This is a genomic window from Komagataeibacter ossonobensis, from assembly GCF_057359305.1.
In genome coordinates this window covers 1-13,608 of sequence record NZ_JBXAYQ010000059.1, presented here as the reverse complement: position 1 = coordinate 13,608, position 13,608 = coordinate 1, and the positions used below count along the sequence as shown (strand labels likewise).

The following is a 13,608-nucleotide window of genomic DNA, read 5'->3' as shown; positions in this document are numbered from 1 at the left end:
TAGACAGAATCAGAACATCACAGATGAAATCCCCGATATGATCCTTCACAAGATCCATCAGAAGAGGAATGACATGAACTGCAATTGGAACTACGCCGATTTTAATTGTACCAGCCAGCTTCTGATGAGATAGGGAGACGACATTCTGGATTTCTAAAACTCCTCGCAGAATTTCATGTCCCCATCTGAGGATCTGGACACCTTTCGGCGTCAGGCCAAACACTTTCCTCTTCCGGTCGACAATAACAACGCCAAGCTCTTCCTTCATGACACGTATGGCACGTGAAAGGGATGGCTGCGATACGTTGCATGCAGCCGCCGCCTGCGAGAAGCTCTTGAATTTTTCTATCTCCCGAAGATAGTACAGCTGCTTGAGAAACATGTCATACCCCGCGAATACATACTCGCTGGCGACCGGCGCGCGCGATCATTTCCCTATGGATGTGATAATTTTCTTCATGTTCCGGAACGAACAGGATAATGGAAGCTTTTTATTTGTTCAGGATGTGGGATACAATCCCGTAAGACGCCTGCCGCCGCAGAACAGCGTCTGCTCGTCCTGTCGCGCAATGGCAATTAGGGTCTGGTTCATCTTTTCAGCGGTACGGAAGGCGCGATACGTCGGGGCGGAAATCGCGACCACGACGGCAATACCGGCCCGCACTGTCTTGAGCGCCATCTCAAACGAATACCGGCTTGTCAGCAGACAGAAACCCTCGTGGAAAACGTCGGGGTGGCTCGCACGCACACCAATCAGTTTATCAAGCGCATTATGTCGGCCCACGTCCTCCCGGATCATGTGAATATTGCCGTTATTATTCGCCCATGCAGCGGCGTGGACCATCCGTGTCGCCGCGTTCAGCGTCTGCCACTTCCGCAGTTCATGCAATGCATTGCGTATTGCTGTTACCGATAGGGATGGCCCCTCCCCCAACGGGGCTGCTGCTACAGCGTCATATTCCGGTACAGTCTCACTGCCGCATATGCCACAACTCGAATGCCCTGTCTGCATGCGGACATTACGGCGCATGAGCCGCGTCAGCGCCCTGCCCCTTATAAAAATATCAAGGGTCAGACCGTCTTCCGCTGCTACAATGTTCACCGAACGAATATCTGCGACTGAACCGACGATCTGTTCGGTTATACAGTATCCATGGGCGAAGTCCTCCAGATCTGCAGGCGTCATCATCATCGTGCCATACGGAAAGATCCCGTTGAACAGGAGGCTGACCGGTACTTCTTCTGCCACGTTCAGGCTGAAGTTCTCATCCGGACAGGACAGGGCACTGACATCTAGCGAGTAAAAAAGAGTGGACATTATGGCAGCCTCGAACTCAGGTGGGCACGGTTCAGTAGTCAGAGGGTGTGGCACGGCACCCATCCGACCTCACCGCTCGCATAATGCTCCTTTTTCCAGATCGGAACGCGCTGCTTGATTTCATCAATGATGTAACGGCAGGCACTAAAAGCCGCATCGCGATGGGCAGCGGAGACACCAATCCATACTGCCGTTTCACCGACCGGCAGGTACCCAGTCCGATGCATGGCGGTTGCACGGCAGATGGCAAAACGCTGTTTCACCTCCTGCACGATGGCCTGCCCTTCCGTCAGCGCCAGTGGAACGAACGCATTGTAATCGATGCCGGACACGGTCTGACCTTCGTTTGTCTCCCTGACCCATCCCTCAAAAGAACAGAATCCGCCTGCTTCAGGAACCATCAGCGCCCTGCGCAGGGCGCTGATGTCAACCGGCGCATCCGCCATGATGAAGTCGCTCATCCGCCTGTCACCGGTGGTATGAAGACAACATGATCACCTTCGCCCAGAGGCTGCTCCCACGGGGCGAAGGCAGCGTTGATCGCAACACGCATGCAGGCGGGCGCCAGCGCAAAGCCGTATGCAGCACGGAGTTCATCATACAGTGCGGCGGCCGTCGGGGCCGATGTGTGCCGTCTTTCGTGTGCCCGTCCGACTTCATCCTGAAGCTGGGCGAAATACTGTAACTCTATGTTGGGCATTTTACTTCCTGATCAGAACATCCAAGGCGTTTCAACACCCGGTCACGTTCATCAGGTGCATTGATGTTTTCCAGCGCACCTGTTTTTTTTACTTCGAGGAGACGAACCGTTGAATGGGTGAGCATCTGGCGTGGCCGAATTTTCTGGTTCACCGCCTGTTTGTCCAGGGCGGCCAGCGTAGCGGGCTCCCATATCGTACAGAGCGGCTCAGGCAATCCATCACTTTCACTCAGATAGGCCGTGGCGGCCAGATCCGCGTTGCGTTCATTAACAAGGACGGCAAGCGTCATATCATCCAGCATCGGCAGGTCGCAGGCGACAACAAGCCACGCCACATCCGGATAAGCCATATGAGCCGACAGCACGCCGACCATTGGCCCGCCGCCGAGCATGTCCTTGATCTCCTGTCTGTCCATAATACAGGGATAGGACGCCCGAAGAGGATCATGGTCCTGATCAGGACGTATCGAGACAAAACAGCGCGCTACGTGCCGCTCAAGCTGGTCAAAAGCACGGGCAAGCTGCGGGCGGCCATCATAAGACTGTGCCGCCTTGTCCTGCCCCATGCGACGACTTTCGCCACCTGCAAGGACTAGCCCATACAGCTCCGCCGTCATGGCTTGCGACCCTGGAAACATTGGGATTTGCACATGAAGCCCACGTCATCCACCGATATAATGCATTTCGATTTTTCCCCGATCAGATGCCTTTCCTGTGCCGGGCCGTGATGATCGGGAATGCATCCGTTGCTCACTGTAACGATCCGTTCGATGGCGCCAGACCCGTGACAGGATTGTACGCAGCCGTTCATCTACCGCGACATCACAGGTATTTCCGCGCAGGAGTGCGCGCAGATCCATGCCTGTCGTTGCGAAAAGACAGGTATAGAGCTTTCCATCAGAAGACAGGCGGGCACGCGCGCACATGCCACAGAACGGTTCACTGACGGACGAGACAAACCCGATCTCCCCTGCCCCGTCCACATAGCGATAACGACGCGCCACCTCGCCGCGATACCTGGGTGGCAGCGCTTCAAGGGGCCAGCGTGCTGCAATGCGGGCGCGCAGTTCGCCTGAGGGCACGACATCGGCACGCTCCCACCCGTTACGATTGCCCACGTCCATGTATTCGATAAGCCGGACCGTTACACCCGTATTGCGAAAGCGTGCCAGAATATCCGGCACGCCCGCATCATTCACGCCCCGCTGGACCACGGTGTTGATCTTGACGCCGCCTGCAAAGCCTGTAGCACATGCGGCATCGATGCCCTTGAGCACGGCAGGCAGATCCCCCCTGCCCCCGCTCATATGGGCGAACACGGCCGGATCAAGACTGTCGAGGCTGACCGTTACGCGCCGCAGTCCTGCCTGACGGAGTGCTGGCGCAAAACGGGGCAACAGCACGCCATTGGTTGTAAGCGCCACATCCTCAATGCCTGGCAGAGCGCTCAGGCGGCGGACCAGATCGGGCAGGCCGGGCCGCAGGAGGGGTTCCCCGCCGGTCAGCCGTATTTTCGTCACCCCCAGTTCGGCCGCCATGCGCGCGACCCGTTCAATCTCGTCAAAATCCAGCCGTTCCTTCAGGCCAAGAAACCGGAAGCCCTCGTGATAGGTGGCTTCGGGCATGCAGTAGGGACACCGGAAGTTGCACCGGTCCATGACCGAAATGCGCAGGTCGCGTAATGGGCGCCCAAGCTGGTCTACAGGCGGCACGGCACGGGCCGCGCGACTGTTATGATCGTCCTCCATGGCCGCCTGCCCTGTCAGCCTGCGATCCGGATGGGCGGCGCGGATGCAACACTTTCCACCACCCTGACCGGGATGGATTTGGCTGCGGGCGTTCCACTGATCTCGTCAAAATAGTCCAGCGGCAGCAGCGGGTTCAGTTCCGGGTAGTATCCGGCAATGGCGCCGCGCGGCATGGGGTAGTCAAGCACGTTCAGCCCATCGACATAGCGCCTGACCCCGTCATCGCTGTAGGTTTCAAGGCCAATTACATCCCCGTTCGCCAGACCGCGTTCGGCCATGTCGTCCCTGTTCATGAACACGACAAGGCGGGTGTTGTACACCCCACGGTAACGGTCACTGTTGCTGTAGATGGTCGTATTATACTGGTCATGCGAACGGATGGTGGCCAGACGCAACATGGCCGGGTCCTTGACCGGCACATCGACTTCCAGTCCCGGCAGAACGAGGAAATTCGCCTTGCCATTGGGCGTTTTCCACACACGCCGACGGGGTGGAATGTCGAGGTGAAAGCCATGCGGGTTCCTGATCCTTTCAGAAAAATCCGCATAGATTTCAGGATAGACGTCGGCAATCCTGTCCCGGATCAATGAGTAGTCAACCATGTAATCCGCCCATGGCGTGCGGGAGTTGGGCAGTGTTGCCATGGCCATGCGGCAGACGATCTCCGTCTCCGGCAGCACCTGCTCCGTCACGGGTTCGAACACTCCGCGCGATGCCGTGACATTCGCCATCGCATCCTCAATGGTCACGAACTGCTCACCAGCTTCCGTGCGGATGATTTCCGAGCGGGCAACAACCGGCAGGAGCAGCGCATCCTTGCCATGCACCAGATGCCCCCGGTTCAGTTTTGTGGCCACGCCAACCGTCAGGTTGAGGTTGCGCATGGCGGCATAGGAACGGTCCGTATCCGGCACGGCGCGGATGAAATTACCCCCCATGCCGAAGAACACCTTGGCGGTGCCCGCTTCCATGGCCTCGACCGCTTCCAGCACGTGGTGGCCGTGTTCGCGCGGTGGTTCAAACCCGAATACATCCCGCACCCGGTCCAGATAGGCGTCGGTGGGTTTTTCATCGATGCCCACCGTGCGGTCACCCTGCACGTTGGAATGGCCACGGATCGGCGCGATACCGGCACCGGGCTTGCCGAAATTGCCGCGCAGCAGCAGTAGGTTGGCTACCTGCTGGATCAAGCGCGATCCTTCCTGATGCTGCGTCAGACCCATGCCGTAGCAGATGATCGTGGCATTGGATTTCATGTAGATATCCGCGATCTTGCGGATCTGTTCCTCGGTTATGCCCGAGATGCGGGTAATCTTGTCCCAGCTACAGCCCATGACATCATCACGCAGGGCTTCCATGCCTGCGGTATGTTCATGGATGAAGTCGAGGTCCAGCACCTTCTCGCCGCGTTCCTCGGCTTCAAAAAGCGCCTTCATCATGCCCTTGAAGATGGCCAGATCGCCACCGATGCGCACATGCACGAATTCGCTGGAAATGGGAGTCGAGCCGAACGTGCCCATCTGCAGCACATCCTGCGGCTCCGTAAAGCGGATCAGCGCGCGTTCGGGCATCGGGTTGATCAGGACAATCGGCACGCCGCGTTTGCGGGCCTCAACCAGGTTGGTCATCATGCGCGGCGAATTGGTGCCCGTATTCTGCCCCACTACGAATATCGCCTCGGCATGCTCGAAATCGCCCATGACGATCGTGCCCTTGCCAATGCCGATGGCGGGCGGCAGGCCACGGCTGGTCGGCTCATGGCACATGTTCGAGCAGTCGGGGAAGTTGTTGGTGCCGAATTCACGCACGAAGATTGAATAAAGGAACGCGGTCTCGTTCGCCGTGCGGCCGGATGTGTAGAACTCCGCCTGATGCGGGCTGTCGAGGGCACGCAGGTGCTGGCCGATCAGGGCGAATGCGTCATCCCATGCCACCGGCACGTAGCGGTCGCTTTCCGCGTCGTAACGCATCGGCTCGGTCAGGCGACCCTGCATTTCCAGCCAGTAATCGCTTTTCTGCATCAGTTCGGTGACGGTGTATTTTTCAAAGAACTCCCGCGTCACACGCCCCTTTGTGGCTTCATGCGCCAGCGCCTTGGCCCCGTTTTCACAGAACTCCAACGTCTTGCGATGGTCCGGGTCGGGAAATGCGCAACTGGGGCATTTGAAACCGCCGGGCTGGTTCATGGACAAGAGCCCGCGCGATCCCTTGACCAGCACGCTCTGTTCCATCAGCACTTTCGCGGTGGCCCCGGCCGCACCCCACCCGCCTGCCGGATGATGATAGGGTCTGTATTCAGGCGTTTTTTCGTTGCTCATGATCTCGACCCTCTCGGCATTATTCAGTTGGGCATGCGTGTGTGGCCACGCGATACGGCTGTCGGATTGGGGGAAGCACCTGCGTCATGCAGCAGCCCGGCATGCGGTTGCAGCAGGCCGAACTCCAGCATTGCGGGCACGAAATTTTCGTTTTCATGCTTCGAGCGGGCAAGCTTCACCAAAGCAAATCGCTGGAGTGGTTGCAGGGTTGCCCATTGCGCAGCCGTAGGCGGCGCGACCCCATCAGCCTGTGCCTGGGTCTTTACGGTATCGGGCATCCGGTCCGCATCACGCCAGGCTTCCAGCCCACGGCTGGCAAGCGGGCGCAACGGTTCGTCACTGCGGGTTGCGATCAGGTGCGCGACCAGTTCGCGGTAGGTTGCCTGTTCGGGCAGGGTTTCGCACGGCAGGTCGGCAAGCTGGCCCCTTTCGTCGCGCGTAAACCGGCTCCACTGACGCAGGCTCAGTTTGATGCCGACGATATCAAGCTTCTGCCGCGCGATCATTGGAATGCACCGCAGGGACCCTGCAAAGTCACGTTCAAAGTCGAAAAGCATTGAACCATATCCCTTATTGGAGGGAGGGGAATATCGGGCAGTCATGCCGCCCGGTTTACCGGGGAACGATCAGGTGCAGCAGCGACGCCGCCCCGAAAAATACCGTGGTGCTCAGCGACCAGATCGCAACAAACCACGCAATCCGTGCACCGGTGCGCGGGGGCGCATCATCTCCGTTGCCCCGGACAATCTCAGTGATAGCCATCGGTTTCCGTCACCTTTCCGCGAAAGACGTGGTAGGAATAGATCGTGTAGGTCAGGATGATCGGCAGCAGGATGGCGGTGCCGATCAACTGGAAGAACTGGCTCGATGGCGGGGATGACACATCCCACAGCGTCAGGCCCGGCGGTACTGCATAGGGCCATACCGTAATGCCCAGGCCGGACAGGCACAGGAAGAACCAGCCCAGCGCGCACAGGAACGGCCCCTTCGAGTGCCCCCTGCGCAGCCCCATGACGAACAGAACGGCCAGCACGACGACCAGCAGCGGCACGGGGGCGACAAACGCGATGTTGGGCCAGTCGGTCCAGCGGCGCAGATAGGGGGCATGCAGCAGCGGCGTCCAGAAGCTGACCGCCACAATGCCGATGAACAGGCCCACGGCCAGCCGGGCGGCCCAGCGGCGGCAGGATTCCTCCAGCACGCCGGTGGTGCGCCAGATCAGCCATGTCGCCCCCAGTAGGGCATAACCACACATGACCGACAGGCCACACAGAACGCTGAACGGGGTGAGCCAGTCGAGCGGGCCGCCAGCGAAGGCACCATCGACAACCTCGATCCCCTGCACCACACCACCCAGGATCGCGCCCTGACAGAAGGCGGCGATGGCGGAGCCGGCCATGAAGCCGGCATTCCACATCCCTTCCCGACCAGTCCCGCGTGTCATGACACGGAATTCGAACGCCACGCCGCGGAAGATCAGGGCGAGCAGCATCAGCACGATCGGCAGGTAGAAGGCGGGCAGCAAAGTGGCGTATGCGCCGGGGAAAACCCCGTAAAGCACGGCGCCCCCCAGCACCATCCATGTCTCGTTCCCGTCCCATACGGGTGCGATGGTGTTGACCATCACATCCCGGCGGCCCGGATGGCGTTCAAGTGCGAACAGCATCCCGATGCCGAGGTCAAAGCCGTCAAGGACGACATAGATCGAAATGGCGGCCACCAGTATGACGGCCCACACGATGGGAAGCCAGTATGCGAAGTCCATCATGCCTCAGGCTCCTTTGCCAGTAGAGGGGTCAATCACGCCCGGATGCATGCGGGCTGCCAGAATCTCGGGAGCGTGGGCAGGGCTGGCATCATGCTCGCCTTCCTGCGGCGCGCGGCCCAGCATGCGGACGAGAATGCCCATCCCGGAACCGAATACGAGCACGTAAACCACCACGAACGCCGTCATCGAAAACGCCATGGAGGACAGGGCGACGGGCGATACGCTGTCAGACGTGCGCAGCAGGCCATAGACCGTCCATGGCTGGCGGCCGACTTCCGTCGTGATCCAGCCGCATAGCAGCGCGAGGAAACCCGTCGGCGCCATGCAGAGTGCGACACGGTGGAAAAGCGGGTTGGTAAACAGGGTGCTGTTCCGCCGCAGCCAGAGCGACCATAGCCCCACCAGCATCATCAGCATGCCAAGCGCCACCATGATGCGGAAGGAGAAGAAGATGACCGGTGAAGGCGGTCGCTGGTCGCGGGGAAAATCCTTCATGCCCGGCACCTTGCCGTTCAGGCTGTGCGTCAGGATCAGCGATCCGGCCAGCGGCAGTTTGACGGCATAATCCGTATGCTCGGTCTTCATATTGGGAATGCCGAACAGCAGTTCGGGCGCATGATCTTCCGAGACCCAGTCCCCTTCCATCGCCGCAATCTTGGCGGGCTGGTATTTGAGCGTGTTCAGGCCATGCGCGTCGCCAGCAAGGATCTGCAAGGGGGCCACGATCGCTGCCATCCACATGGCCATGGAGAACATGACCCGCACCGGCTCGCTGGAGATCTTTCCGGCCTTGCGTGCCCTGAGCATGTGCCACGCCCCCGTGGCCCCCACGATGAAGGCAACGGACAGGAAAGCCGCCAGCCCCATATGCACCAGACGGAACGGAAAGGACGGGTTGAAGATAATGGCCAGCCAGTCAGCGGGCATGAAGCGCCCGGTGGCGGGGTCGATGGTGTAACCGCGTGGTGTCTGCATCCATGAATTGGAGGACAGGATCCATGTCATGGAAATCAGGGTGCCGACCGATACGCAGCACGTGGCCGCAAAATGCAGTTTGCGCCCCACCTTGTTCATGCCGAACAGCATGACGCCCAGGAAGCCTGCCTCGAGGAAAAAGGCGGTCATGACTTCATAGGACAGCAGGACGCCGGTAATCGGCCCGGCTTTTTTGGAAAAGATCGACCAGTTGGTGCCGAACTCATACGACATGACCAGACCCGAGACGACGCCCATGCCAAAGACAATGGAGAATACCTTGATCCAGTACCGGTACAGGTCAAGGAATACGGATCGTCCGGTCCTGAGCCAGAGCCCCTCCAGAACCGCCAGATAAGCCGCCAGCCCGATCGAAAAGGCCGGAAAAATGATATGGACGCCTACGGTAAAGGCGAACTGAAAGCGCGCCAGAAGGAGTGCTGGATCATGTGCGTACTGCATCGATACTTTCCAAAACTTATGACGAGAGAAAGAAATACAAATAAGTTCTCGGCATATCGGTTCGGTGCAATGAACTGGCCTGAAAGACCGCTGCATGCCCCGGTGTCCCAGAAAACATAGTAGATCAATCAGACGCATGGCGTCCAAGAGGGATTATACATAAGATCATAAACAGCTTTTATAAGCGTATCATTTATAGGATATGTGTAGTTATGGCGAAATATAGACAATCGAAAATATGAATAACCGATCATAAGATATTGGCGCGGATCTCCCGGTTTTAGGCACATAATGGCGTCATCGGTTGCTCCGGTTATCCATTCTTAATATGATGCAAATGAAGCAGAGTTTTCCTGTGGACCTGTTATGTCTGCATTCCTGATCATACGGAATTGAATGGAAATGCGAGACGCATGGCCGGAAAAAATGCTGGCGTGATGGCCGTAACGTATTGCGATGTGAGACTAATCCTGGAGTTCCCTTAAGAGATGGTGGCTGGTTTTGTGTGCTTTAAACTCTCAGGGCACGTCGGAAGACAAATATCAGTCATCTGCATGATCCCGCCTGGAACCTGCCAGTCAACCGCACAGCGTAGGCTCCGTGCACGACGCAACAAACGACTAGGATTCTTTATTTGGAAATGAACCAACGCCAGCAATACGTTCGTGTCAGTATCTCTATTATTACCTCGAGTATGCCCGAGCATAGCGATATCGCCATGCGAGACGGTATCATATTGGATTAACGCGAACCGGGCAGAGCGTGGCAGGACATTTCCCGGATAGTAATATCACTACTGAACATACGTGGAATCTGGCTGGATATTTGCCATTTCTGCACGGGCAAAATCCTGCACCTGAAGATAGCTCGAATTGTCACCAACAAAAGCACAGTGATAGACGTGAGTATCATAAAACACGTAAGCCGGAGTCCCGTTCAGCATCATCATCTGCAATGTATTGGGTTCGATAGACTTGGACCACGACTGCGCATGAAATTCGTCGGATGAAAGACGCTTGAAATGATTTTGTACCAAGCATCGATCATAGGCCTGATCGACATCCGCAGGCCATGTGCAGCCGGCCAGCAACACAACCAGACTCAATATCCCGAAGGCTTTCATATCCGTTTTCATTTTCATACGACCCGACCAGTCAAGCAGATGTCTTAAGATCTGGCGCCGCAATCTCAATATTCTCCCTGTCTCAGCGATGCCAATCGTGTTGCCAACTCCGATTACACCAGGTGCTCATAGAGAGGACACTGCAGCGGAGATGACGGACGGGAGAGCGCAACAGCGTTGACCTGAGACCCTCCCGCTGAAGAAGTCAGAAAGATGCGCAATAAAATGTGTGACTTCCTTGCGCATTCCAGGCCTCAGGCGAACCGGATATCCAGCGTGCGGAGATACGTCTGCAGGCCGGCGTCCTGTATTGGAATCAATCGGGCCTCAGCACCGGATTCATTGAAGTGCGCGTGCCAGTAGCCCGGCGGGGTCACAAAAACGCATCCTGATTCCCAGTCTACCCGCGTGGGGTCCTTGATCTGGCCGTTTTCGTCGAGCTCGGTGCCAACCAGGGAATAGCAGCCCGGCTCACACTCGACGATATAATCCAAAGCAATCGACTGATGGCGGTGCGGCTTCTGTTCGGTACCCGCACCAATCGTCCCATACATAGCCCAAAGGGTATGCGTAACAGTCCGCGTCAATGGAAACTCTTCAGCAGCCAGCAGCACACTGATACGGCTCCGCTCCGCAGCCGCTGGTGAGCGCCTCACCCGGTCAAGTTCTCGGTTCGCATCCGCGGATCGAAATAGAACAGGGCGGAACCGGGCCGTCTCAACGCGCGCACCAAGATAGGTCAGCAGCGGCGCATCGTGTACTGCATAAAGCGCAGCGTCAGACGAGGCCGTAAGCGTGGCGCCGTCAATGGCGGGAACAGCGAAGAAGTCGCCATGGCTCCACTCGAACGCAACATCGCCGTTGACGGCGCGTCCCTGGCCACGGATGACATAGAACACGATCGATGTCGCATTCGGCTCCATTTCGATCGTATCGCCTGCGTTGATGCGGACAAAACTTGCCAGCAGGCCGGGGCCTGTTGCCGGGCCCGGACACTTCAAAGCTGTGCTCAGATCAAGGGGAACGATCCGACTTTCTCCGCCCGCATACAGCGATGGAGAAAAGAAGTGGTAGGGAACACGCGGCGTCAAGGTCGGCCGGATCGGATTGGCGGCCTTGCTATATTCATAGAACTGTCCCTGGGCGACGGTATCACGCGCGTCGGTCCCGGGATCAATCACCAGACTATCCATTTTTGCTCTCCATTCTGTCGCGGAGCCAGATAAGGGCACGCGATGCTCTGGATAACCGGCCTGGCATTGCTCCCGCTACCTAAGGCGCGGCAAATGACTTTTGCCAAAATTGACATGGTGGCGACGCGCCATCCGTCCTACCGGAGAGTCAGTGAACTTCCACGCTATGCGATCTCGCCTACCGACCCCTCCAATCCGGAATCCAGAGGTCGATGCGAGCCTACATGTCAGTGAGGTTCGTCTATGAACGACAGGAGAATCAAGTGAATCAGTCTGCGCAGTCAACTGTTTCGCCGAGCCAGACGGACGTGCCCCGGACCGGCTCTCCACGCCCGCGCGTCGGCCTTGTGGGATTAGGCCATATGGGTTCCGCGTTTGCCCAGAATCTGGTGAGTTGCGGCTACCAGACGGTTGTTTTCGATCGCAATGCAACCAAACGGGACGCATGCGCAGGTGCACAACCGGTTGACTCCCTTGCCGGACTGTCTCAGTGCGACATTATCTTCTCTTCGTTGCCTAACGACGCTGCTCTCTCTTCTGTGACCGAAGGCCATTCCGGCCTGATCACCGTCATGAAGAAAGGGGCTGTTCACGTCTCGACGAGCACGGTCAGTCCCACGATCGCAAGGCATCTGGCGGGCCTGCATCAAAGTAGTGGTCAGGGTTACGTTGCCTCTCCCGTGCTTGGCAATCCTGACCTCGCGAAGGCGCGGAAAGTGTTCTTCATGGTCGCAGGCCCTGCCGATCACGTCGCCTCGGCAGTTCCTGTCATACAAAACCTGGGTCAGCATATCTTCCTGATGGGGGATGACCCTGGTCATGCCAACCTGATGAAATTGGCTGCAAACGTGATGATTGCAACTACTTTGGAAAGCATGGGAGAAACCCTGGCACTTCTCCGCAAGGGCGGCATTTCCGCTGAACTCGGTTTCGACGTTCTGACGAACTCACTTTTTGATTCGAAAGTCCATAAGGCCTACGGCGGAAAAATCCTGCACGAACGCTACCGTCCCGCCGGAATGGTCGTACCGCTGGCGCTCAAGGATATGCGCCTCGCCTTAACCGAGGCCGAACACGCCACAACCCCCATGCCTTTTGCAAGCCTCGTGCGAGACCGCATGGTCGCAATGATGGCACGAGGTTGGGAAACGCTCGATTGGTCAGCCCTGGGGCTCCTTGCGTCCCGGGACGCCGGGCTGCCTTCAGATCCCGGACTTTCTGACCTCTTCTAGTTACAGACGGCCAACTTCCAGCCGTAACTTGCCCGAAAGGAAATAATTTGATGCCTATTCAAAACCAGAATGATCCGCTGAGCAGCCCGGCCCGTCGCTCCATCCTCGCGCTTGGCGGCGGCGTCGCGGCAGTCGGACTGGCAGCATCTACACTCAATACAGCTTCAGCATCCGAACGCCCGGTCGCGGAACCGGTCAGCGGGCCCTACCCTGTCCCGCCGCCTGAAAAAACGGCAGGGCCGATAAAACCGGCTCGCGGCACAAACCTGACCGGCAAAGTTGCCGTCGTTACAGGCGCAGCTCGCGGTATAGGTCGCGCCATCGCAGTTGAGTTCGCAGCCAATGGCGCAGACGTCATCGCACTGGATATCGCGGGGCCAGTGAGCCCGACAGCCGATGCTGCCCCCGCAACAAAAACCGAACTGGAGGAAACGGTAGCGCAGATTCGCGCTTATGGGCGCCGGGGCGAGGCGATCGTTGCCGACATTCGTAAGATCAAGCAACTCCGCTCGGCGGCCGACCATATTGAACGGACCTACGGAAAAATCGACTGCGTCGTCGCGAATGCGGCTATCCAGGGGTGGAAACCCCTGCTTGAAATGGATGACAACGACTGGGAGGATCAAATCCAGAACAACCTTACCGGTACGGCCAATACCGTGCGTGCGTTCGCACCAAAAATGGTGGCACGGAAATATGGACGACTGATTCTTCTTTCTTCCATGCAAGGCCGGATGGGCACGATGAGCGGTGCATCCTACTCGGCGTCTA

General features: G+C 57.9%; 15 protein-coding genes. 2 read left to right on the top strand and 13 right to left on the bottom strand.

Translation table 11 applies throughout. The features are described 5' to 3' along the window. From AC1RQ9_RS17380 to AC1RQ9_RS17320, 13 genes are all read right to left on the bottom strand, one after another. Positions 1-382 (bottom strand): LysR family transcriptional regulator (locus tag AC1RQ9_RS17380; protein WP_485987938.1); only part of this gene is annotated, 382 nt, incomplete at its 3' end. A gap of 117 nt (positions 383-499) precedes the next feature. Further along, on the bottom strand, positions 500-1,318 hold the full coding sequence (gene fdhD, locus AC1RQ9_RS17375) for a formate dehydrogenase accessory sulfurtransferase FdhD (RefSeq protein ID WP_019086422.1): 819 nt from the start codon (positions 1,316-1,318) through the stop codon (positions 500-502). 38 nt (positions 1,319-1,356) lie between these two features. Further along, entirely contained in the window at positions 1,357-1,779 is a 423-nt protein-coding gene (locus AC1RQ9_RS17370; protein ID WP_010516127.1) for a molybdenum cofactor biosynthesis protein MoaE, read from the bottom strand. Then, on the bottom strand, positions 1,776-2,018 hold the full coding sequence (locus tag AC1RQ9_RS17365; protein WP_010516126.1) for a MoaD/ThiS family protein: 243 nt from the start codon (positions 2,016-2,018) through the stop codon (positions 1,776-1,778). Before AC1RQ9_RS17365 ends, AC1RQ9_RS17370 begins: the two co-directional genes overlap by 4 nt. Further along, positions 2,006-2,635: an NTP transferase domain-containing protein gene (locus tag AC1RQ9_RS17360; protein ID WP_240906636.1), complete on the bottom strand. Its 630-nt coding sequence runs from the start codon at positions 2,633-2,635 to the stop codon at positions 2,006-2,008. Before AC1RQ9_RS17360 ends, AC1RQ9_RS17365 begins: the two co-directional genes overlap by 13 nt. Positions 2,636-2,680: 45 nt before the next feature. Continuing rightward, entirely contained in the window at positions 2,681-3,766 is a 1,086-nt protein-coding gene (moaA, locus tag AC1RQ9_RS17355; RefSeq protein WP_159264390.1) for a GTP 3',8-cyclase MoaA, read from the bottom strand. A gap of 14 nt (positions 3,767-3,780) precedes the next feature. Beyond that, positions 3,781-6,084, bottom strand: coding sequence for an FdhF/YdeP family oxidoreductase (locus AC1RQ9_RS17350; protein WP_217420434.1), 2,304 nt, complete (start codon positions 6,082-6,084; stop codon positions 3,781-3,783). Between the two features lie 23 nt (positions 6,085-6,107). Then, positions 6,108-6,641 carry a nitrate reductase associated protein gene (locus AC1RQ9_RS17345; protein ID WP_159264387.1) on the bottom strand — a complete coding sequence of 178 codons (534 nt, stop codon included), beginning with the start codon at positions 6,639-6,641 and terminating at the stop codon, positions 6,108-6,110. Positions 6,642-6,696: 55 nt separating this feature from the next. After that, entirely contained in the window at positions 6,697-6,846 is a 150-nt protein-coding gene (locus tag AC1RQ9_RS17340) for a DUF2474 domain-containing protein (protein ID WP_159264384.1), read from the bottom strand. Next, a complete protein-coding gene (cydB, locus tag AC1RQ9_RS17335; protein WP_217420433.1) occupies positions 6,833-7,852 on the bottom strand; it encodes a cytochrome d ubiquinol oxidase subunit II in 1,020 nt (339 codons plus the stop codon). The genes AC1RQ9_RS17340 and cydB overlap by 14 nt, the downstream gene beginning before the upstream one ends. Before the next feature lie 3 nt (positions 7,853-7,855). After that, entirely contained in the window at positions 7,856-9,289 is a 1,434-nt protein-coding gene (locus AC1RQ9_RS17330; protein ID WP_159264382.1) for a cytochrome ubiquinol oxidase subunit I, read from the bottom strand. A gap of 793 nt (positions 9,290-10,082) precedes the next feature. Continuing rightward, positions 10,083-10,475 carry a hypothetical protein gene (locus tag AC1RQ9_RS17325; RefSeq protein ID WP_240906635.1) on the bottom strand — a complete coding sequence of 131 codons (393 nt, stop codon included), beginning with the start codon at positions 10,473-10,475 and terminating at the stop codon, positions 10,083-10,085. A gap of 191 nt (positions 10,476-10,666) precedes the next feature. Then, positions 10,667-11,605, bottom strand: a complete 939-nt coding sequence (locus tag AC1RQ9_RS17320; protein ID WP_159264380.1) for a cupin domain-containing protein — start codon at positions 11,603-11,605, stop codon at positions 10,667-10,669. A gap of 212 nt (positions 11,606-11,817) precedes the next feature. On the opposite strand from AC1RQ9_RS17320, the gene AC1RQ9_RS17315 reads away from it, so the two are divergent. Together AC1RQ9_RS17315 and AC1RQ9_RS17310 are read left to right on the top strand one after the other, a co-directional pair. Then, a complete protein-coding gene (locus AC1RQ9_RS17315) occupies positions 11,818-12,837 on the top strand; it encodes an NAD(P)-dependent oxidoreductase (protein WP_159264378.1) in 1,020 nt (339 codons plus the stop codon). Between the two features lie 50 nt (positions 12,838-12,887). Then, positions 12,888-13,608: SDR family NAD(P)-dependent oxidoreductase (locus AC1RQ9_RS17310; protein WP_485987936.1), on the top strand; the 721-nt coding region annotated here is incomplete at its 3' end.

Excerpts from the sequence above, each read along its gene's own strand:
- fdhD (WP_019086422.1), bottom strand. The coding sequence starts at position 1,318 with ATGTCCACTCTTTTTTACTCGCTAGATGTCAGTGCCCTGTCCTGTCCG.
- AC1RQ9_RS17370 (WP_010516127.1), bottom strand. The coding sequence starts at position 1,779 with ATGAGCGACTTCATCATGGCGGATGCGCCGGTTGACATCAGCGCCCTG.
- AC1RQ9_RS17365 (WP_010516126.1), bottom strand. The coding sequence starts at position 2,018 with ATGCCCAACATAGAGTTACAGTATTTCGCCCAGCTTCAGGATGAAGTC.
- AC1RQ9_RS17360 (WP_240906636.1), bottom strand. The coding sequence starts at position 2,635 with ATGACGGCGGAGCTGTATGGGCTAGTCCTTGCAGGTGGCGAAAGTCGT.
- moaA (WP_159264390.1), bottom strand. The coding sequence starts at position 3,766 with ATGGAGGACGATCATAACAGTCGCGCGGCCCGTGCCGTGCCGCCTGTA.
- AC1RQ9_RS17350 (WP_217420434.1), bottom strand. The coding sequence starts at position 6,084 with ATGAGCAACGAAAAAACGCCTGAATACAGACCCTATCATCATCCGGCA.
- AC1RQ9_RS17345 (WP_159264387.1), bottom strand. The coding sequence starts at position 6,641 with ATGCTTTTCGACTTTGAACGTGACTTTGCAGGGTCCCTGCGGTGCATT.
- AC1RQ9_RS17340 (WP_159264384.1), bottom strand. The coding sequence starts at position 6,846 with ATGGCTATCACTGAGATTGTCCGGGGCAACGGAGATGATGCGCCCCCG.
- cydB (WP_217420433.1), bottom strand. The coding sequence starts at position 7,852 with ATGATGGACTTCGCATACTGGCTTCCCATCGTGTGGGCCGTCATACTG.
- AC1RQ9_RS17330 (WP_159264382.1), bottom strand. The coding sequence starts at position 9,289 with ATGCAGTACGCACATGATCCAGCACTCCTTCTGGCGCGCTTTCAGTTC.
- AC1RQ9_RS17320 (WP_159264380.1), bottom strand. The coding sequence starts at position 11,605 with ATGGATAGTCTGGTGATTGATCCCGGGACCGACGCGCGTGATACCGTC.
- AC1RQ9_RS17315 (WP_159264378.1), top strand. The coding sequence starts at position 11,818 with ATGCGAGCCTACATGTCAGTGAGGTTCGTCTATGAACGACAGGAGAAT.